This window comes from Pseudomonas sp. GP01-A4 (assembly GCF_058780865.1).
In genome coordinates this window covers 1-20,040 of sequence record NZ_JBYSWF010000054.1, presented here as the reverse complement: position 1 = coordinate 20,040, position 20,040 = coordinate 1, and the positions used below count along the sequence as shown (strand labels likewise).

Annotated in this window: 19 protein-coding genes; 12 read left to right on the top strand and 7 right to left on the bottom strand. The window is 62.3% G+C overall.

Features of this window, described 5'->3' with window-relative positions:
• Positions 1-107 precede the first annotated feature (107 nt).
• Positions 108-1,685: an ATP-binding cassette domain-containing protein gene (locus tag AC3WKX_RS25235; protein ID WP_102605517.1), complete on the top strand. Its 1,578-nt coding sequence runs from the start codon at positions 108-110 to the stop codon at positions 1,683-1,685.
• 6 nt (positions 1,686-1,691) lie between these two features.
• On the opposite strand, the gene AC3WKX_RS25230 is transcribed toward AC3WKX_RS25235, so the two are convergent.
• Positions 1,692-2,612 (bottom strand): DMT family transporter, encoded by a 921-nt coding sequence (locus tag AC3WKX_RS25230; RefSeq protein ID WP_008432448.1) that lies wholly within the window; start codon positions 2,610-2,612, stop codon positions 1,692-1,694.
• A gap of 92 nt (positions 2,613-2,704) precedes the next feature.
• On the opposite strand from AC3WKX_RS25230, the gene AC3WKX_RS25225 reads away from it, so the two are divergent.
• The 7 genes from AC3WKX_RS25225 to AC3WKX_RS25195 all read left to right on the top strand — a co-directional run bounded on the left by AC3WKX_RS25225 (position 2,705) and on the right by AC3WKX_RS25195 (position 9,206).
• Positions 2,705-3,268, top strand: a complete 564-nt coding sequence (locus AC3WKX_RS25225) for a helix-turn-helix domain-containing protein (RefSeq protein ID WP_003211741.1) — start codon at positions 2,705-2,707, stop codon at positions 3,266-3,268.
• A 152-nt stretch (positions 3,269-3,420) separates the two neighbouring features.
• Positions 3,421-3,786 carry a hypothetical protein gene (locus AC3WKX_RS25220; RefSeq protein ID WP_102605518.1) on the top strand — a complete coding sequence of 122 codons (366 nt, stop codon included), beginning with the start codon at positions 3,421-3,423 and terminating at the stop codon, positions 3,784-3,786.
• Between the two features lie 237 nt (positions 3,787-4,023).
• On the top strand, positions 4,024-5,220 hold the full coding sequence (locus AC3WKX_RS25215) for an SfnB family sulfur acquisition oxidoreductase (protein ID WP_102605519.1): 1,197 nt from the start codon (positions 4,024-4,026) through the stop codon (positions 5,218-5,220).
• Between the two features lie 12 nt (positions 5,221-5,232).
• Positions 5,233-5,574 (top strand): acyl-CoA dehydrogenase, encoded by a 342-nt coding sequence (locus tag AC3WKX_RS25210; protein WP_003211737.1) that lies wholly within the window; start codon positions 5,233-5,235, stop codon positions 5,572-5,574.
• On the top strand, positions 5,574-6,989 hold the full coding sequence (locus tag AC3WKX_RS25205; protein WP_102605520.1) for an LLM class flavin-dependent oxidoreductase: 1,416 nt from the start codon (positions 5,574-5,576) through the stop codon (positions 6,987-6,989). The genes AC3WKX_RS25210 and AC3WKX_RS25205 overlap by 1 nt, the downstream gene beginning before the upstream one ends.
• 124 nt (positions 6,990-7,113) lie before the next feature.
• Positions 7,114-7,701 (top strand): AMP-binding protein, encoded by a 588-nt coding sequence (locus AC3WKX_RS25200; protein ID WP_102605521.1) that lies wholly within the window; start codon positions 7,114-7,116, stop codon positions 7,699-7,701.
• A gap of 86 nt (positions 7,702-7,787) precedes the next feature.
• Positions 7,788-9,206 carry an FAD/NAD(P)-binding protein gene (locus tag AC3WKX_RS25195; protein WP_102605522.1) on the top strand — a complete coding sequence of 473 codons (1,419 nt, stop codon included), beginning with the start codon at positions 7,788-7,790 and terminating at the stop codon, positions 9,204-9,206.
• Between the two features lie 103 nt (positions 9,207-9,309).
• Here the strand turns inward: AC3WKX_RS25195 and AC3WKX_RS25190 are convergent, their stop codons facing one another.
• From AC3WKX_RS25190 to AC3WKX_RS25175, 4 genes are read right to left on the bottom strand one after another with little or no spacing between them, the layout of a single operon-like run.
• On the bottom strand, positions 9,310-10,575 hold the full coding sequence (locus tag AC3WKX_RS25190; RefSeq protein WP_102605523.1) for an efflux RND transporter periplasmic adaptor subunit: 1,266 nt from the start codon (positions 10,573-10,575) through the stop codon (positions 9,310-9,312).
• Positions 10,565-12,046 carry a TolC family protein gene (locus AC3WKX_RS25185; RefSeq protein ID WP_102605524.1) on the bottom strand — a complete coding sequence of 494 codons (1,482 nt, stop codon included), beginning with the start codon at positions 12,044-12,046 and terminating at the stop codon, positions 10,565-10,567. The genes AC3WKX_RS25190 and AC3WKX_RS25185 overlap by 11 nt, the downstream gene beginning before the upstream one ends.
• Complete coding sequence (locus AC3WKX_RS25180; protein ID WP_102605525.1) at positions 12,039-13,238, bottom strand: ABC transporter permease; 1,200 nt, start codon at positions 13,236-13,238, stop codon at positions 12,039-12,041. The genes AC3WKX_RS25185 and AC3WKX_RS25180 overlap by 8 nt, the downstream gene beginning before the upstream one ends.
• Positions 13,235-13,942 (bottom strand): ABC transporter ATP-binding protein, encoded by a 708-nt coding sequence (locus AC3WKX_RS25175; protein ID WP_023658970.1) that lies wholly within the window; start codon positions 13,940-13,942, stop codon positions 13,235-13,237. Before AC3WKX_RS25175 ends, AC3WKX_RS25180 begins: the two co-directional genes overlap by 4 nt.
• Positions 13,943-14,305: 363 nt before the next feature.
• On the opposite strand from AC3WKX_RS25175, the gene AC3WKX_RS25170 reads away from it, so the two are divergent.
• The 3 genes from AC3WKX_RS25170 to AC3WKX_RS25160 all read left to right on the top strand — a co-directional run bounded on the left by AC3WKX_RS25170 (position 14,306) and on the right by AC3WKX_RS25160 (position 16,056).
• A complete protein-coding gene (locus AC3WKX_RS25170) occupies positions 14,306-15,058 on the top strand; it encodes a TetR/AcrR family transcriptional regulator (protein ID WP_003211721.1) in 753 nt (250 codons plus the stop codon).
• Between the two features lie 445 nt (positions 15,059-15,503).
• Positions 15,504-15,902: a LysR substrate-binding domain-containing protein gene (locus tag AC3WKX_RS25165; protein ID WP_256579821.1), complete on the top strand. Its 399-nt coding sequence runs from the start codon at positions 15,504-15,506 to the stop codon at positions 15,900-15,902.
• Positions 15,805-16,056: a LysR substrate-binding domain-containing protein gene (locus AC3WKX_RS25160; RefSeq protein WP_256579820.1), complete on the top strand. Its 252-nt coding sequence runs from the start codon at positions 15,805-15,807 to the stop codon at positions 16,054-16,056. Before AC3WKX_RS25165 ends, AC3WKX_RS25160 begins: the two co-directional genes overlap by 98 nt.
• Here the strand turns inward: AC3WKX_RS25160 and AC3WKX_RS25155 are convergent, their stop codons facing one another.
• Both AC3WKX_RS25155 and AC3WKX_RS25150 read right to left on the bottom strand, forming a co-directional pair.
• Complete coding sequence (locus AC3WKX_RS25155; protein WP_003211716.1) at positions 16,057-17,118, bottom strand: FUSC family protein; 1,062 nt, start codon at positions 17,116-17,118, stop codon at positions 16,057-16,059.
• Positions 17,119-17,272: 154 nt separating this feature from the next.
• Entirely contained in the window at positions 17,273-18,898 is a 1,626-nt protein-coding gene (locus AC3WKX_RS25150; protein ID WP_102369501.1) for an NADP-dependent glyceraldehyde-3-phosphate dehydrogenase, read from the bottom strand.
• A gap of 159 nt (positions 18,899-19,057) precedes the next feature.
• On the opposite strand from AC3WKX_RS25150, the gene AC3WKX_RS25145 reads away from it, so the two are divergent.
• Entirely contained in the window at positions 19,058-19,918 is an 861-nt protein-coding gene (locus tag AC3WKX_RS25145; protein ID WP_102605526.1) for a Dyp-type peroxidase, read from the top strand.
• The last annotated feature ends 122 nt before the right edge of the window (positions 19,919-20,040 follow it).

Sequence of the window (20,040 nt, the reverse complement as noted above, 5' to 3'; positions counted from 1 at the left end):
CCTACAAGGTAGGCTGAAAAAGGCTGTTTGGCATTGTTTCAATGCCCGTATCCAGGACAGGTATGCTGTTCAAAGGTTTTTTTCAGCCTGTTGCATAAGGACGTGTGATGACCCAGCGATTGCTCCACCTTGACCATGTCGCCTGCAGCCTGCCGGATGGACGCAGCCTGTTCGACAACCTGAACCATGCCTTCAGCGCCCGGGCGACCGGCCTCGTGGGGGCCAACGGGACTGGCAAGTCCTTACTGGGCGCAATGCTCGCCGGCACCCTGCAGCCCACCCGCGGGCATGTGCGCCGTGAGGGCAGTGTGTACGCGGTGACGCAACTGCTGGAGCCCGAACGCTATCCCAGCGTGGCGGCGCTGGCAGGTGTCGACCAAGTGCTGGCAGCGTTGGCGCGCATCGCCGAGGGCAGCGTGGACGAACAGGACCATGCACTGGCTGTTGATCAATGGGATTGCGCGCCTCGACTGGCGGCGGCCCTGGAGCAAATCGGCCTGGGGCACTTGACTGCCGACTCGCCAACCGCGGCCCTCAGTGGCGGCGAACGCCAGCGCGTCGCTTTGCTGGGCGCCTGGTTGTCGAGGGCAGACTGGTTGATCCTCGATGAGCCCAGCAACCACCTGGACATCGATCAGCAGCACAAGCTTGCCCAGCAGATTGATCGCTGGTCCGGCGGCCTGGTGCTGATCAGCCATGATCGCGGGCTGCTGGAGCACATGGATGAGATTGTCGAACTGTCGCCCAAGGGCTTGGCGGTGTACGGCGATAATTACAGCCACTATGCGGCGACACGAGAGCAGGAGCAGCAGGCGTTCCAGTCGGCGTTGCAGGGGGAGCGCGCGCACGCCAAACGTGAACAACGTGAAGCGGTCATCCAAATGGAGCGTCAGCAACGCCGCAATGCCCGGGGCGACCGCCAGGCCCGGGATGGCAACCAGACCAAACTGATCACCAACGCCCAGAAAGAGCGCAGTGAAAACAGCCAGGGCAAGTTGCGCCTCAACCAGCAGCTGGCGCGTGAGCAGCAACAGCAACGGATCGCCGAGGCGCGTGCGCGGTGTGCGCCCGAGATCCAGCGCATGATGCTGTCGCCGGAAAGCGTGGTGCCCCAGGGCAAGCTGGTGTTGCAACTCAACGAGGTGGTGCTGCCGTTTGGCAGCCCGGCACCGATCAATCTGACCCTGACCGGCCCGATGCGCATGGCGATCCTGGGAGCCAATGGCAGTGGTAAGTCGACCCTGTTGCGGGTGATTGCCGGCCAGTTGCCGGTGGCTGCCGGCGAGCTGGTGCGCAGTTGCCACATCGGCTGGCTGGATCAACACGCCGGGCTGGAGCACCCCGAACGCACGGCGGTGCAATGGCTCTACGAAAGTAATCCGCTACTGCCGCAAAGCGAAGCGCGTACACGGCTGGCGCAAATGGGCATCGATGCCGACCGGGCGGTCCTCGATACGCGCCAACTGAGCGGTGGCGAGCGCCTGAAAATTGCCCTGGCCGCACAGCTCTACGCCGAGCATCCGCCGCAATTGTTGTTGCTGGACGAACCCGACAACCATCTGGATTTGCCCAGCCGGATTGCCCTGGAGCAAATGCTCAATCAGTACCAGGGCGCGCTGATCGTGGTGTCCCATGACGAGGCGTTCCTGCAGGCCATCAACCTGGACGGTGAGTTGCGCCTCTGAGGCCGTTCAACCCTGGTTTTCATGTTCCAGTTCGGCCTGGGGCTCGGCGAGCCGCTGCCGGCGGGTTTTCATCTCACTGACAATCACCGCCGCCACGATCAACGCCGCGCCCACCATGGCAATCGGCGGGAAGCGCTCCCCGGCAATCCGCCCGACTACGCCGGCCCACACCGGCTCCCCGGCATAAATCAGCGTGGCGCGAGTCGGCGAGACGCTTTTCTGCGCCCAGTTCATCGCCACCTGAATCACCGCGCTGGTCAGCCCCAGGCCCACCGCGCTGAACAGCAGCAACCAGGAAAACCCCGGCAGCGCCTCGCCCATCGGCACCACCATCAGGAACGACAGCACCGACGCCGTGGCCAGTTGCACCACCGTTACCCGGCGTACATCCACCTGCCCGGCAAAGGCGCTGATCAGGATGATCTCGGCGGCAATCGCTACCGCACCGATCAACGTGGCGATTTCACCGGGGCTGAAATTCAATGATGCCCCGGCCGGGCCGGTCAGCAGCATCAGCCCGGTAAACGCGAGCATGATGCCGATGCTCGGCATCAACCCCGGCCGCCGTCCCAGTACCAGCCATTGCAGCAGCGGCACGAATGGCACATACAGCGCAGTAATAAATGCCGACTGGCTGCTCAGGATCGTCTGCAAGCCAATGGTCTGCAAACCGTAGCCGAACATGATCGCCACACCGATAAAGCAGCCAGCCTTCAATTCAAACAGCGTCAGGTTCCGCAGGCTGCGGAATGAGAACGCCCCGACGATGAGCGCCGCTGCAGCAAAACGCAGGCCGACGAAAAACATCGGGCCGCTGACCGCCATGGCGTGCTGCACCAGCAAAAAGGTGCCGCCCCAAAACATGGTGATCACCACCAATACACATTCGGCTTTGCTGAAACGGGAAAACAATGGGGAGGTGGTCATGGCGGCTCGGTCTTGCACAGGAAGGGCGCGGACCGCACAATGCGCCGCAAGCTGGGCAGTATACTGCGCAACCCCACCCTGTGAGCAATATAGTGCACAAAGAAAATCCGCAACGGGCCTCGGTCCTGCAACACGTCAGCCAGAACGTTCGGCGCCTGCGCCATGCGGCTGAGTTGAGCCAGACGGCGCTGTCCGAAAAATCCGGCGTCAGCCGGCGCATGCTGGTGGCAATCGAGGCGGGGGAGAAAAACGTCAGCCTGTCGACCCTCGACCGGGTGGCCGAAGCCCTGGACGTGGCCTTCAGCGACTTGATCCAGGCCCCGGATGCCGCTGATCACAGCCGTATCAACGAACTGGCCTGGGCCGGTGACATCCCCGGCAGCAAAGCCGTGCTGCTGGCCAAGGCCACCGCGCGTCGCGAGGTGGAACTATGGGAGATGCGCCTGGAGCCCGGCGATCGCTACATGCCTGAACCGGACCCCGAGGGTTGGAGCGTGCAGTTGTTTGTGTTCGAAGGCACCCTGACGCTGGTGCTGGGGGATGAGGAAAAAAACGTCGCCACCGGTGAGTTCCTGATGTTCGCCAGCCGCTACCTTCACGCCTATCGCAATGACGGCGACGTGGCGGTGCGGTTTGTGCGCAACGTGGTGATTTAAGACTCTTGGCTTTGAGTGTTGTCAACTGTCAGATTTCACAGCTTACATCAGCGTTGGATTGAATCTAGTGTGGGAGTTACTGCTCAGAGAACTGGCTCAATCGGAGCGCGGGCGGAAGGGGCAGTTGGCTTCACTAAATGGAGAGCACACTGATGACAGCGCAAGACTCAAAGCACATCAAGAGTAGTGACTTGCTTCCCCGTCCACGCATTAATCCCTCTCACGGGAACCATGTGAATTATCCCGAGATGCAGGGTGGGCAAGCCTCGATCATTATTCCCGCGTATCCGGGACTGGCCATTGGGCAAACAATCAGGTGGACGGTCAGGGGGAACGGCTTGCTGTTTGGTCACATCGAGGTAAAGTCGCTGGAGCACCAATACAAAGATGTTGTGAACGGTATTGTCTTCCGCCGTGAGGTGGTGGAGGCAAAATATAGCGTGCGTCAAGATGGACATGACGAGCGCCGTTCTGACCATAGTTTTTATATCGTGGACGACCGTCCTGCCGACGCCTGAGTGGTAGTGAGTTGGCTTTCAATACCGAAGTCAGTGTCGCCGGTATTGAAAGCCACCACGGGGCCTTGCTCCCGGATGATCAACTGTTGGCAGCGCAACAGTGGTTGGACACTTTGCTGTTTTGAACCGCCAACGACTTCCCTGATATACCGGCAACCCGCTGATTTCATTGCACATTGCATTCGGGCACGACTCCTGCAATCACTCCAGTATCTCTCTGGAGCCTGGAGTCGGCCCATGTCAGCCCAACCCCTACAACCTGCTCACATCATCCGTTCGGACGCCGAGGCCATTGCGGTTGCCACCGAGTTGGCCAAGCGTTTTGCCGTGGACGCCGGCGTGCGCGACCGCGAGCGACGCCTGCCGGTGGCCGAGCTGGACGAATTCTCTGCCAGTGGCCTGTGGGGCATCACCATTCCCAAGACCTACGGCGGCGCGGGAGTGTCCTATGTGACGGTGGCCGAGGTGATCAAGCTGATCTCCGCCGCCGACCCGTCCCTGGGGCAGATTCCGCAGAACCACCTGGGCGTCGTCGACATCCTCCTGCAAACCGCCAGCGAGGAGCAAAAGCAGCACTACTTCGCCAAGGTCCTGCTGGGCTATCGGTTCGGCAATGCCTTCTCCGAAGCCAAGAGCAAGAACGCCGGCACGTTTGACACACAAGTGCGCTTTGACGGCGACAGTGCGTACATCAACGGCGAGAAGTTCTACTGCACCGGCGCACTGTTCGCCCATATCGTGCCGACGGTGGGCGTCAACGAAAAAGACCAGGCGTTCATCGCCTTTGTCGAACGGGACGCGCCGGGCCTGCAAGTGATCGACAGCTGGGACGGCTTCGGCCAGCGCACCACCGCCAGCGGCGGCGTGACCCTCGACGGTGTGAAGGTGCCGCTGAGTGCGGTGATCCCCGCCCACCAGGCCTTCGACCAGCCCACCGCCAACGGCCCGATTTCGCAGATCATCCAGGCGGCCGTCGACACCGGCATCGCCCTCGGGGCCCTGGAACAAGCCAAGATTCATGCACGCCAGGCCCGGCCCTGGATCGACAGCCAGCAGGATCACGGCTGGCAAGACCCGTTCACCATCGCCGCCATCGGCGACCTGGAATGGCGGGTCCACGGCACCGAAGCGATCCTCGCCAAGGCCGGCATTGCCGTCGACCAGGCCCTGGCCAACCCCAACGAAGACACCGTGGCCAATGCCTCGTTGGTCGTCGCCCAGGCCAAAGTGCTGTCGGCGGAAACCGCCTTGCTCGCCAGCAGCAAACTCTTCGAACTGGCCGGCACCCGCTCGGTGTCCGGCAAGCACAACCTCGACCGCTTCTGGCGCAACGCACGTACCCACACCCTGCACGACCCGGCCCGCTGGAAATACCACCTGATCGGCAACTTCGTGCTCAACGGCGTCAAGCCCGCACGCCATGCCTGGAACTGAGGAGCTGCATCCATGACCGCACTGAATCAGGCGCGCCAACTGCTGGAAAGCACCCGGCGCTTTGTCGAGAAAAGTGATGACCCCTACGTGATCAGCCGCTTTGGCGATTTGCAGATTCGCGTGGAGGTAGCGGCTGCTTTGTTTGAGCGTGCCGAAACCCACCCAGGCCCGGTGGCCCTCACAGAAGCCCAGATAGCGGCTGCCGAGGCCCTCATCGCTGTCAGCAACGCCGAATTCGAACTCACCGGCCAGCGTACTGCGCTGCCGCCGACCCTTGATGATCCCCTGCGCTGGAAATACCAGATTGTCGGCAACTACCACCTCAACGGTGTCGCCCCCCGGAGTAACGTTTAATGCCTCGTGAAATCCGTTTGAATGCCTTCGACATGAACTGTGTCGGCCACCAGTCGCCGGGCCTGTGGGCCCACCCGCGTGACCGCTCATGGCAGTACAAGGACCTGGAATATTGGACCGACCTGGCAAAAATTCTCGAGCGCGGCAAGTTCGACGGCCTGTTCATCGCCGACGTGCTGGGCATCTACGACGTCTATAACGGCAACGGTGACGCAGCGATTCGCCAGGCGACCCAGGTGCCGGTCAACGACCCGCTGGCGCTGATCGCACCCATGGCGCTGGTCACCGAACACCTGGGTTTTGGCCTCACCGCTTCACTGTCCTTCGAACACCCGTACCCGTTCGCCCGGCGCCTTTCCACCCTCGACCACCTGACCAAGGGCCGCGTCGGCTGGAACATCGTCACCTCGTACCTGGAAAGCGGCGCGAAGAACCTCGGCCAGAAAGCCCAGACCGAACACGATGCGCGCTACGACTACGCCGAGGAATACCTGGAGGTTTGCTACAAGCTCTGGGAAGGCAGCTGGGAAGAGGGCGCGGTGTTACGCGACCGCGAACGGCGGATCTTCAGCGACCCGAGCAAGATCCACGAGATCCGCCACGTCGGCAAACACTTCCAGGTGCCCGGCATTCACCTGTGCGAACCGTCGCCACAACGCACGCCGGTGCTGTACCAGGCCGGGGCGTCGAGCCGTGGCAAACAGTTCGCCGCCGAACAGGCCGAATGCGTGTTCGTTGCCGCACCGTCGAAAGTGCTGCTGAAGAAAACCGTTGCCGATATCCGCCGCCGTGCGGCCGAGGCGGGGCGTGACCCGAAGAAAATCCTGATCTTCAACTTGCAGACCGTGATCGTTGGCGAGACCGATGCCAAGGCCAAGGCCAAATTCGACGAATACAAATCCTATGTCAGCTACGAAGGCGCGATGGCCCTGATCTCCGGCTGGACCGGCATCGACTTCAGCCAGTTCAAGCCCGATGAACCCCTCAAGCATGTGCATACCAACGCCATTCAATCGGCGGTGGAAGCCTTCTCCACTGCCGACCCGAACAAGGTCTGGACCCCGAATGAACTGGCAGACTGGGTCGGCATCGGCGGCTTCGGCCCGTTGTTCGTCGGCGGCCCGGAAACCGTGGCCGATCTGTTGCAGGAATGGGTTGAAGAGACCGATGTGGACGGCTTCAACCTGGCCTATGCACTGACCCACGAGACTTTTATCGACGCGGTCGAGTTGCTGGTGCCCGAGTTGCAGAAGCGCGGCGTGTACAAGACCGAATATGCCCAGGGCACCCTGCGGGAGAAATTGTTTGGGGACGGCGCGCGGTTGGCGGACAACCATCCGGGGGCCAGCTATCGTGATTTGTCGGGTGTACATAAAACAAATGTGGGAGCGGGCTTGCTCGCGAATGCGGACTGACATTCAGCATTGATGTTGCCTGACGCACCGTTTTCGCGAGCGAGTCGAGCCGTCCCACCGCCGCCCACATAAATCCGGCCAGCGGACCACCGCATGCTTGTTTCACCAATAGGAGCATCACCCTATGAGCGTGCATGAACTTGAACTGGCGCTGGATGTGGAATGGCCCGCCGAACGGGTTACGGTGTTGCCCGAGGCGTTGGCGCAGTTGCGCCATTGGGCACAAGTGACCCCGTTGCACAGCGCCCTGCGCCACAAGCGTGACGGCCAGTGGTATGCCTGGCGCTGGATCGATGCGTTGCGGGATGTCGAGCGCCTGGCTGATGGCTTGCGTCAGCAGGGCTTTACCGAGCAGTCGCGGCTGGCCCTCAGCGGTGCCTTCGAACCCGGCCTATTGCTGCTGGCCCTGGCCGCCCAGGTGATCGGTGGCCAGATCCTGACCCTGGCGGATGACCTCGAGCCCGCTGCCCTGCAGCAACAAGTGTGGCGCATCCGGCCTACCCACGCGTATGTCCCTGGGTTCCAGACGTTGGCGATGGTGCGACGGATCGACCCTGTGGACACCTCACAACGGCTCTGTCGCTGGTGGCAGCCTTCGGGCAAGACCGAATTGTGGAGCGGGGAAAGCACCCATTGGCAAGGCGGCCTGGCGACGGTGCTGGAGCAATGGCTGATTAGCGGCCAGAGCCTGGGCTTCCCGCAGTCGGGCTGAACTAGGCGTCCCGGGTCGATGTGCTGGATACTGCACGGGGCGATTTTTACCACAACCATTCAGGCAGACAGTAAGGGCGCAATTTCATGAGTGAAACCGAACGCGGACAGGCGACGAGCGCCATTCGCAACGCCGATGTGCTGATTGTCGGCGGCGGCCTGAGCGGGACGATGCTGGCGGTGCAGTTGCTGCGCCTGCCGGGCACGCGGCAGATCCTGGTGATCGAGCCGCGCCAGGAACTGGGGCGCGGCGAGGCCTACAGTGCGGTAGAGCTTGGGCACACCTTGAACGGCAACGCCGCGCGCATGAGCGTCGACCCGGACAACGCCGATGACCTGACCCAGTGGCTGACCGCCTACATCGCCGGCGGCGGCTGGCCCGAGTCGGACCAGCAGCACGTGCCCATCAGCGAACTGTTTCCGCCCCGCGGGATTTTTGGCCTGTACGCGCAGCAGCGGCTGGCCGAGGCCAAGGCGATTTCCGCGTCGACCGTCGAGCACATTCGCGCCGAGGTGACAGACCTTGAGGTGGATGAACACGCCACACGGCTGACCTTGAGCGACGGCCAGCAACTGCGCGGTGCCTGTGCGGTATTGGCCACCGGCATGTTCCCGGCGGCACGCACGCCACAGACCGAATCCAGCGGCTTGAATGCCGCTGCCGTCGACCCGTGGGATGTATCGGCCATGACCCAACTGGACCCGCAATCCACCGTGCTGATCATCGGTTCCGGGCTGACCATGGTGGACGCCGTGGTGTCCCTGGAACAGGCCGGCCATCGCGGGCCCATCGAGATTTTTTCGCGCCACGGCCTGTTGCCCCATGTCCGTCGGCAGCCGCCGGCCTGGGTCGACTTCCTGGGAGAAGACCACAGCCTGCGCAGCCCCCGGCAATTGCTGCGGGAGGTGCGGCGCCAATGCCGGCTCGCGCTGGAGCAGGGGATTGACTGGCAAGCGCCGCTGGACACCGTGCGTGCCAACATCGGGCGGTTGTGGAGCCAGGCCAGCGAGGGTGAGAAACGTCAGTTCGTGCGGCATGTGCGGCCCTGGTGGGAAAGCCACCACCACCGTTCGCCGCCGTTGAGTGCCGAGTTGGTGGCGCGGTTGCATGGGGAAGGGCGGCTGCGGATCCGGGCGGCTTCGTACAAGGGGCTGGTGCCTTCGCAAGGTGAGGTGACGATCCGCCTGCGTCATCGTGGAGAGCAGGATGTGGTGCAGGTGTCGGGGGCAGCGCTGATCAACTCCAGCGGGATTGAATATGACTGGCGGCGCGTGGCCCGGCCGTTGCCCAGGCAGTTGCTCAAGCGCGGGCTGATTCAGCCCGGGCCGTTGGCGTTGGGGATTGCGGCGGATGTGTCGGGGGCGGTGCTGGATGCCCACGGGAATGTCAGCCGGCGGCTGTTTGCCATGGGCCCGCCGTTGCGCGGGATGTGGTGGGAAAGTACCGCAGTGACGGATGTCGCGATTCAGGCCAAGGCGCTGGCCGCGAGGTTGGCACACCTCTAAATCTTATGTGGGAGCTGGCTTGCCTGCGATAGCGGTGGGTCCGCTGCATCTTTATCAACTGAGAGATTGCTATCTCGGGCAAGCCAGCTCCTACAGGTCGGGTTCATGGACCGACCTTCACAAACCCAGGCTTCAACCCAAACACTTCAACCCCCTGGGCCGTCGACTGCCCGGTGGTCACCGTCACCCGCTCCACCGGTTTATCCATCGCTGCCCGATATTCCACCGTCATCACCCCATCCCCGCGACTGATCGCCTGGGCCGGTACGACAATCGCCTGGTCATTGTTGTAGGTCACAATGGTCAACCGCGCACTCATCCCCAACCTTACCCGTTGCAACTGTTGCGGGGTCAGCTTGGGAATCGACAGGGTCACCGGAAACTGCGCGCTGCCCTGGCTGTCGCTGGCAATCGCCAGGCCACTGACCACGCTGACCGACCCCGTCAGCCGTTCCCCATCAAACCCGTCGCCCATCACCTCCACCGCCTGCCCTTGGTGCAACTGGTTGATGTCCAGCTCCGACACCTTGGCGACGATTTTCAGTTTCTCGATATTCGCCAGTCCAAACAGCACCTGGCCCTGGCTGACCTTGCTCCCGGCCTGCACCGGCGCGTTATTGCCCCCGCCGCCCTGGGTCGATGAATTACTGCCCGGCGCCGGCACCACAATGCCGGAGAACGGGGCCTTGACTTCCTTGCCGTCGAGCAGGGTATGCAGGGCGTCATATTTCACGGTGGCGTTGGTCAGCTCCATATCGGCGATCTGCCGGTATTCGCCCTTGCCTTGTTCAACGGTCTGTTGCAGCTCAGCGCGGGCGGCCGTCAGGTCGAGTTGTTGCTGGGTGGCCTGCTGTTTCAGGTCGTCGAGTTCGTTGCGCGGGATGATGCCGCGCTTGAACAGGTTTTCGCTTTCGGTGAGTTTGCGCTGGGTGTTGCTGGCGGTCATTTCGGCAGTGCGCAGGGTGCGGCGGGCACGCCCGACTTGCTGGCCGCTGTCCCAGTCCTGCATTTCCTGCACCGTGCGCCGGGCCTTGAGCTGGGCGGAGAGGGCGTCGCGCAGTTGCACTTCGAGGGTGGCCGGGTCCATGCGCAGCAGCACCTGCCCGGCCTCGACCCGCTGGCCCTGTTCCACCAGGTTGGCCTGCACATTACCGTCGAACGGCGCGGTGAGGGTGATGGTGGTGTCAGGCTCGATCTTGCCCACCAGGCCGATCTGATGCACCAGCGGGTCGACCTTCACCGCCAGCCACTGCTCGGCGTTGCCGGGCTGGTTGGCGGCCGGGCTTTGACGGCTGAGCAGCGAGACGCCGACGCCGGCCACCAGCACAATCAACACGACGCCCAACAGGCGCTTCTTATTAGTAGTCATTGAGGGCGATTTCCCAACTTTCCAGCGTCATGCCCAAGGTCAAGTCGAGCTGAGTCTGGGCGTTCAAATAGGCAATCAGCGCATTGAGCCGCGAGTTCTCGGCGTTGCGCAGGTCGGTTTCGAAACTCAATACCTGGAAGTTCGTGGAGCGCCCGGCGCTGAGTTTTTCCCGTTCGATTTCGATCTTGCGCTTGGACAACTCTACCGCCCGCTGGGAAATTTCATACTGGCGCCAGCGAGTGCCCAGGTCGCGCACCACATCGTTGACGTCGCGCTCCAGTTGCTGGCGGGCGTCGGCGATGATGATCTCCTGGTTTTCCACATCGACCCGCGCGTGCACCTCGGCCTGGCGAGTGCTGATGTCGCCGATGGGAATCTGCACCTGCACGCCCGCGTAGCTGTCCCAGCGCCGGTTGCTGTTGTAGCCGTTATCGTCATTGGTGGCGGCCCGAATCTGGTTGGCACCGGCCACCAGGTCCACTTGCCAGCGGCCGGAGTCCTTGGCGATCACCAGGTTGAGGTCGGCCTGCTGGCTGCCGAGCAGGGTGGCGAGGTATTCCGGCTGCTGGTTCTGCGCCAGCACGAAAGCCTGGCGTTTATCGATGTCCATGGGCCTGGCTTCAAGGGCCTCGGTGGCGCGGATCGGTGTCGACAGGTCGAGGGCCAGCAGGCGCAGCAGGGCCAGGCGGCTGGTGTCCAGTTGGTTCTGGGCTTCTTCCACCCCCAGTTGCTGGGTGGCGATATCGGCTTCGGTCTGCACAATCTCGAACTCGGCCATACGCCCGGCGCTGATCAGCGCCTTGTTCACTTCAAGCAAGGTGCCGGAGCGCTTGAGGGCGTCCTGCACGATGCTCAGTTGTTCCTGGGCTCGCAGCAACTCGCGGTAGGTGGCGATGATGTTGCTGATGGTCTGCGCCACGTTGGCCTTGAGGTTCAGGCGGTTGGCCTGTTCCGACAGGCGTGACAGGCGCAGCGGGGCGGTGGTGGCGTCCCAGCCGGCACCGCGCATCAGTGGCTGGATCACTGACAGGTCGAGGCCGTCGCTGCGGTAGCGTCCGGCGCGATCGGCGTTGTTCAGTTGCTGGGTCCAGTTCATGCTCAGGCGCGTGCCGTACTCACCGAGCAAGGTGGCATTAGGCGCGAGGTTAGCGTTGCGGGAGCTGTCTTCAGTGCCTTTAGTCGTGCGGTAGTAGCTGTTCAGGGTCAGCTTGGGGTTGAACGTGTCTTCAGCTACCCGCAGGTCGAATTTCTGCGCCACCCGTTGCAGGTACGCGCTGCGAATCGCCGGGTTGTTGCGCAGGCCCAGGTACACCGCATCCCCCAGGGTCAGGGTGGTGGACTGGGCATTCAGCGACACGCTGCGTTCATAGCCACTGCGGGTGGTACTGGGTGCGGAGGGGCGAATCACCACGTCGGCGGCCACGCTGTGCAGGCTTACCAAGGTGGTCAACAACAGCAGGCGTTTATTCATCGCGCAGGGCCTCCACCGGCTGCAGCCGCGAGGCCGACACCGCCGGATAGATCCCGAAAAACAGCCCCACCAGCAACGTGCTGCCGACCCCGAGCGGCAGCGCGGCCACCGCCAGGGAAAACTGCCAGCCGGACAGCCTGGCATACAGGTACGCGGCGGTCATGCCCAGTACCGCGCCGCATACCGCACCCACGGCGGTCAGGGTCACGGCTTCCAGCAGGAACAGGTTGCGAATGTCGCGCTGGCGCGCCCCGAGGGCCATGCGAATCCCGATTTCCCGGCGCCGCTCCGAGACGTTCATCAGCATCACGTTCATCACGCCGACGCCGCCGCCCACCAGGGAGATCGCGCCCAGGGCCAGCAGCAGGTAGGCGAAGGTCCGGCTTTGGCGGGTCATGCCATCGATCATTTGCTGGGGCACCTGAATGTCGACATCGTGGTCGGAGAGCTGGGCTCGCAGTGCCACGGCTGAGTCCTGGGCGAGGCGTTCCATATCCTGGCCGGGGGTGGCACGGATGATCACGTTGCCGATTTGCGGGCTGGCGTAGATCCGGCGCATGCCCGGGGCGGGGACGAACAGCGATTCGTTGGCCTGTACGGGAATCAGCATTGCCCGGGGCTGGCTGTGCAGAATGCCCACGATCAGGAACAGGTAATCGTTGATACGTACCCGGTCGCCCAGTTGCAGCGGGTCGCCGGGCACGCTCAAGGCCTGGACGACCTGGTCACCGACGACCGCATAGGTTTCCCCAGCATCGAAACTCGACAGGAAGCGCCCGTCGCGCACCGACAGGCGCATGGCATCCTTGAGGTCCGGCGTACTGCCGACGAGGCTTGCGTTCCAGGTACGGCCATGGAACACCACTGGCCCGCTGAACAGCGAGACCGCACCGATATGGGCAATGCCGGGAACGCTGCGGCGCACGGCTTCCAGGTCCAGGCTGGCGGGCATTTGCGCAGTGCTGGCACCCCTGGGCGGGAATTGCGCCACCAGGGTGTCGGTGCCCATGTCCTTGAAAATCATCGCCGCGTCTTCGGCGGCGTTGTGCCCGATATTGATCAGCGCCACCACCGAGGAACTGCCGATGACGATGCCCAGCAAGGCCAGGATCGAGCGCTTGCCCAGGGTGCGCAGGCTGACAAACGCCTCGTGCAGCAATTGGCTCAGGCTTTGTTCGACCCGCAGGCTCATAGGCGCCCGGCCTCTTGCACCACGCCATTGCGCACCAGGATCTTGCGATTCAGGCGTTCGGCAATGTGCGGGTCGTGGGTGACGATGATCAGCGTCACCTGCTGCTCGCGGTTGAGCGCCAGCAACAGGTCCATGATCTCCTGGGCGGTGGTGCTGTCGAGGTTGCCGGTGGGTTCGTCGGCGAGGATCACCGACGGGTTGCCGACCAATGCCCGGGCGATGGCGACCCGTTGGCGCTGGCCGCCGGAAAGGTCGGCCGGGCGATGGTGGGCGCGCTCGGCCAGGCCCACCTGGTCGAGCATGCGCAGGGCCTGTTCCACCGAGTCGTGGCGTGACACGCCGCGGTAGCTCAGGGGCAGGGCGACGTTGTCCAGGGCACTGAGGCGTGGCAGCAGGTTGAAACTCTGGAAGACGAAACCGATCTGCTGATTGCGGATCGCCGCCAGTTGATCGGGGCTGGCGCTGAAGATGTCATGGCCGGCAAAGCGGTACTGGCCGCAGTCGGGCAAATCCAGCAGGCCGAGAATATTGAGCAGGGTACTTTTGCCGGAGCCGGAGGCGCCGAGGATGCCGCAGCTGTCACCGGTTTCGATGGCCAGGCATACATCATTGAGAATCGACAGGTGTTGACCGGCCAGCTGATAGCTTTTGCCGATGCCTTGCAAGGAGATAAAGCCTGGGTGCGCGGGGGTATCTGTCATCATGACTACGCCTGCAGCCTCGACAGCGCCGTGCTTCCCCCGAAAATCCTTGTAACAAGTTCAGGAGCTGCCTGGTACACGTCACGGACTGGTTTTATTTCTTGTTTTTAAAATATTGTTTGAATACTAACCGCGATCCAGCCGTTCCGCCAGCCATGGATATAGAGCGGTTTTACCCTTTGAAACGATTCTTCAAAGGGACGTTTCCGGCACTGCAAAAATCCATCAGCTACCCTCAATGAGCCCGTTGCTGTTGGCTTTGAATAGTATGGCGCTGTGTCACTACTTGCTTTCAGGCAGCGGCCCCGGTATAAAAAATCAAATTAATTTTTAAAACAATATTTCCGCAGTGGAACCCCAATCCCTATGGTCGCGAAGAAACTCAGCGCTCCAAACGTTACCAAGACCCGATTGCTGGATGCGACAGAGGCTCTTTTCATCAAATACGGCTATGACGCTGTTTTGTTGCGGCAGATAACCGAGAGGGCCCAGGTCAATCTCGCTGCGGTGAATTACCACTTCGGGGACAAGGACTCCCTGATGAAAACCCTGCTGATGCAGCGCCTGGAGCCGCTCAACGAGCAGCGCCTGGAGTTGCTCGCCCGGTGCGAAGCCGAATCCGACGGCCCGCTGGATTGCGACACCTTGCTCGGGGTGCTGTTCGCCCCGGCCATGGGCCTGGAACGCAGCGACCCGGCCAGCGGGGAAGGGCGTTCATTCATCCGGTTCCTGGGGCGGGTGTACAGCGACACGTCGCCGTTTATCCAGGAATACCTCAAGGTGCATTACCAGCCGGTGTTCCAGCGCTTCTTCGAAGCCTTCGCCCTGGCGCTTCCGGACTTGCCGCGCAACGAGCTGGGGGTGCGCCTGCAATTTGCCCTCAAGGCGATCTCCGGGGTGATGGCCGGTACCGAGCTGCGTTTGCTGATGAACTCCATGAGCCTGGGACGCCCGGCCACGGATGCCGAGGTCATGGCCAAGCTGATTACCCTGGTGTCGGCGGCGATTCGTGTGCCGCAGCAAAGTCCTGAAGCCGAAACGGCCCTGGCGCGGGTGCTCGATACCCAGCGCGCGATACGTGAGCAAGCGGCGTCGCCTGTCAACAAGGTGGCTCGTTGACCCATCAAGACCGGCTCGCAATGAGCCGGTTTGCTTCGACTCCTCTCTCCAGAAACCGTGTGGCCACTCAAATCCCGGGCAAAAAAAACCCGCTGGGGCGGCGGGTTTTTAACTACAACGTTTGTAACGGATGAGGCTTTACCCTACGTCTCTGGATGTGAATAAAACGTGAAAAATATGTAAGAGAAAGTGTGAAATCTATTGGCTTGTGTAATCCCGACAAATGGCAGTCAGCGTTTACTGTGAACCTGGCCGATAAAGTCTACAAGGTACTCACTCACCCGTTCCGGCGCATCCTCCATCAGAAAGTGCCCGGCGTTTTCCACCACCTGCAGCACGGCCCCACGGATGTCGTTGCGCAGGCGCCCACGACGCGGCGCTGACGCATTTCAATCCGGTGCAGTTACAAGGTTCCATCCGCCTGGGCGCCACCGAACAGGTGCCGATGGCCGAGTTGTCGAACTTGCTCGGCCAGTTTTCCCGGCAACACCGCCAACTGGATGTGCGAATTGTGGTGGAGCAGAGCCACGTGCTTCGCCAGGCCCTGGTGGACCGTGAGCTGGACCTGGCGCTGCACCAGGATTTCATCCCGCGTATCGAAGCGCGGGACCAATTGCTGTGGACCGAACAGGTGCACTGGTGCGCCCGGCCCGGCTGGCAGCCTGCGCCTGACGAATGCGTGCGGCTGATCGCCTTCGGCCCCGGCTGTTTTTTACCGGCAACTGGCCCAGGAACGCCTGAGCGCCTTGGGCATTCGCTGGCAGGTGGTGGTGGAATGTGGGTCGGTGGAGGGTGTGGTATCGGCCATCGCCGCCGGGTTGGGCATCGGCCTGCTCAGCAGTGACCATCTCGACAAGCGCGTGGAAGTGTATCGCCCCTTCGACCAGCGGATGCCGCTGCCCGAAGTGGCGAACGTGTTGCGCTTTGCCGAGGACAGCCCCGCGCCTCGGTTACAGGCGTTGCAGCAGCTGTTGATACAGGCGCTGCACCGGGGCTGATCAGATTTTCCAGTGGCTGGCGCTCTTGGCCAGGCGCTGGCGCATGGCGTCAATATTGGCTGCCAGTTGCAGGGTCAATAACCGGTAACCGTCCAACGCGTTGACCACCGGCACTTCAAAGGTCTGTTCGTGGGTCGGCGTGGTGCTCGGACGTTCCAGCCGGTCGGTGGCCCCGGATTGCAACGCCCGCGCCATCCCGATCAACTGCACCCGAATCTGCCGGTGCTCGGCTTTCAACGCCACCTGCATGCGCGCCAGGGCTTCCTTGTCCCGTGGGTCGGGGCGGGTGTTGCCGAGGATCTCCAGGGTGCTGATGCACATCCGCAAATGCCGCTGCAGGGTGTCCAGCTCGGTCATGGAAATCCGCACTTCCTTGGACACCGATGGCATCAGCGAGCGTAGTTGCAGCATCGCGGCGTTCAGGCGATTCAGCAGCTTGAGGTGTTCATCATCGGTGACCGATTGGCCGCTGATGATCCGGCTATAAATCGCCGCGCAATCGCGCAAGGCACTGGCCAGGTTGTAGCGCCAGGAATACACCGCATACAGCGGCAGGGCGAAGGAAAACGCCAGGGCCAGGACGATGCCGATCAGGATGTCGACCGTGCGCCACAACCCGTCCGATATCGGATTATCGCCATGGCCCGCAACGATAAATACGGTGATGGCCGACAGCAACGCGATGTATCCGCCCTTGCCGATGGCGTGATAGGAAAAGAACCCGCACACCACCGACATCAGCAAATACGTCAACAGCGGTTGCCCCAGATACGCCTGTTGCAGCACCAGCAGCAAACCGACGCTGGCGCCGATCAACGTGCCGTAGGCGCGCTCGACGGCTTTCTTGCCGATATTGCCGTGGTGCTGCAAACCGCCGATCACGATCAGCATCGTCACCGAGGCCCACTCACCATGGGGCAGGTTGATGCCGGTGGTGAGCAGGATCGTTGCGAGCAACCCAATGGAAACCCGCACCGCGTGGATCAACTTGGCGTGACGGTAGCGCCGGTACGGGTCCAGCAACGGACGCAGCAAGCGGCGGGCGAAGAGAGGGAGATTCATTGGTATCAGGGTAACCTCGTTGTTCAGGCTTCACTCAGTTCCAATGTGGGAGCGGGCTTGCTCGCGAAGGCGGCGTGTCAGTCAATACATCCGGTGACTGAACCACCGCTTTCGCGAGCAAGCCCGCTCCCACATTTTTAGATCGGTGTCGGGCTCAGAAAATATAGTCAGTGGTCAGAAAGCTCGACGTGCGTTCCTGCAGGATGTCACTGACCAGTTCCTTGTTGCTCGCCTGGAACTTGGTCGCCACCAGGGTACGGATCGAAAACACCCGCAACGCATCATGTACCGACAGCGTGCCCTCGGCCGAGTTCTTGCGCCCGTTGAACGGGAAACTGTCCGGCCCGCGCTGGCACTGGGCATTGATGTTGATCCGGCCCACCTGGTTGGCGAACGCGTCCACCAGGCGCCCGACTTCCCTCGGGCTGGTGCCGAAGATACTCAGTTGCTGGCCGAAGTCCGACTCCAGCACGTAGTCGATCACCGTCTCCAGGTCGCGGTAAGGCACGATCGGCACCACCGGGCCGAACTGCTCCTCGTGGTACACGCGCATCTGCGGGTTCACCGGGTACAGCACCGCCGGGTAGAAAAACGAGCCACGGCTGGCGCCGCCATTCTCGTTCACCACCTTGGCGCCATGGGCCAGTGCGTCGGTCACCAGGCCGCCGAGGTAATCCACCTTGCCCTGCTCGGGCAGTGGCGTCAGCGACACACCGTCTTCCCACGGCATGCCAGGCTTGAGGGTCGCCAGCTTGCGGTTGAATTTCTCGATAAAGCTGTCGACCACGTCCTCATGCACAAACAGGATCTTCAACGCGGTGCAACGCTGGCCGTTGAACGAGAGCGAACCGGTGACAGCTTCGTTGACCGCATTGTCCAGGTCGACCTGCGGCAGCACGATCCCGGGATTCTTTGCATCCAGGCCCAACGCCGCGCGTAGCCGGTGCGGTTTCGGGTGCAGTTTCTTCAAATCGCTGGCGGCCTTGTTGGTGCCGATAAACGCAAAGATATCGATCTTGCCGCTGGCCATCAGCGCGCTGACGGTTTCGCGGCCGCTGCCGTAGATCACGTTGATCACGCCGGCCGGGAAGCTGTCGCGGAACGCCTCCAGCAACGGGCGAATCAGCAGCACGCCGAGCTTGGCCGGCTTGAACACCACGGTGTTGCCCATGATCAGCGCCGGGATCAGCGTGGTGAAGGTCTCGTTCAGCGGGTAGTTGTAGGGGCCCATGCACAGCGCCACGCCCAGTGGCACCCGGCGGATCTGCCCCAGGGTGTCCTGTTCCAGCTCGAAGCGGCTGGAGCGGCGGTCGAGTTCCTTGAGGGCGTTGATGGTGTCGGTGATGTAGTCGCAAGTGCGGTCGAACTCTTTCTGCGAGTCCTTGAGGTTCTTGCCAATCTCCCACATCAGCAGCTTGACCACTGCATCACGCTGTTCGCGCATACGCCGCAAAAACGCTTCGACATGCTGGATGCGATCCACCACGCGCATGGTCGGCCACGCGCCCTGGCCACGGTCGTAGGCGGCCACGGCAGCGTCGAGGGCGGTCAAGGCGGTGTCGGCGTCTAGCAGCGGGGTGCTGCCGATGATCACCGGCGTGTCACCGTCGGTGCCGCGCAACTGCACCGGGCTGCGCACTTCGGCCAAAGGGCCGTTCCACACATGCAACTGGCCGCCGACCAGGTAATCACGTTGTTCGATGGGCGCCGCGAGCCGGAATTGCTCGGGAATCTCGGCGGCAGTGGGAAACAGCTGGGCGAGCAGGTTGTCGGTGGTCATGTCGCTACCCCTGGAATGGTTGCAAAACGTGACTAGAGATTCACCCATCAACGGCCCGTGTGGCAAGGGCTAGACGCATTAACCCGCGAACCTTGGAAAACCTTGAGCACAACCGTGAGCTCGCCGGGTAAACTGCGCGGCTTTCTTGAAGGAGTTCACATGCGTCAGTACCAGCCGGGCATTCTTGCCGCACCGGTGCCGTTGCAGGCACGCCATCTGTTTTTTGCCATTGAGTCGCTGGATGCCGTGCCTGCCGCACTGGATGCGCTGGTGCAGTTGGTGGACGCCAGTGCGGTGGTCGGTTTTGGTGAGCCGCTGGTCAATGCCCTTGGCGCCCGGATTGACGGGTTGCGGGCGTTCCCTCATGTGAGCGGGCCGGGGGCGGAGAATCCGTCGACCCAGCAGGCGCTGTGGGTCTGGTTGCACGGTGTGGATCGCGGTGAGTTGCTGTTGCGCAGCCGGGCGTTCGAGAAGGCCCTGGCGCCGGGGTTTGGTCTGGTGCAGATGACCGAGGGGTTTCGCTACAAGACCGGGTTTGACCTGACCGACTATGAGGACGGCACTGAGAATCCGCATGATGATGCGGCGGTGGAGGCAGCGGTGGCGCAGGGTGGTGCGAGTTTTGCGGCGATCCAGCAGTGGCAGCATGATCTGGATGGGTTTGCGGCGTTGCCAGCTCTGGAGCGGGACCACATTATTGGTCGGCGCCATGGTGATAACGAGGAGCTGGAGGACGCGCCGGAGTCGGCGCACACCAAGCGTACGGCTCAGGAGAGTTTTACCCCGGAGGCGTTTGTGGTGCGGCGGTCGATGCCATGGGCCGAGAATGGTCAGGCGGGGTTGATGTTCCTGGCGTTTGGGCATTCGTTTGATGCGTTTGAAGCGCAACTGCGGCGGATGAGTGGGCTTGAGGATGGGATTGTTGATGGGTTGTATCGCATTAGCAAGCCGTTGACTGGGGGGTATTACTGGTGTCCGCCGGTGCGTGATGGGCGGGTGGATTTGAGCTTGGTGCGCTGAGGGTTTTGTTTTGGGGGCATATCCGTTATTTAGGTAACGGCCACCTATGGTTTCGCTCTTACAGCGAGTCACTTTGCAAAAGCGGCAAAGTAACCAAAACGCTCTGCCCCGCCTGTCGGCAC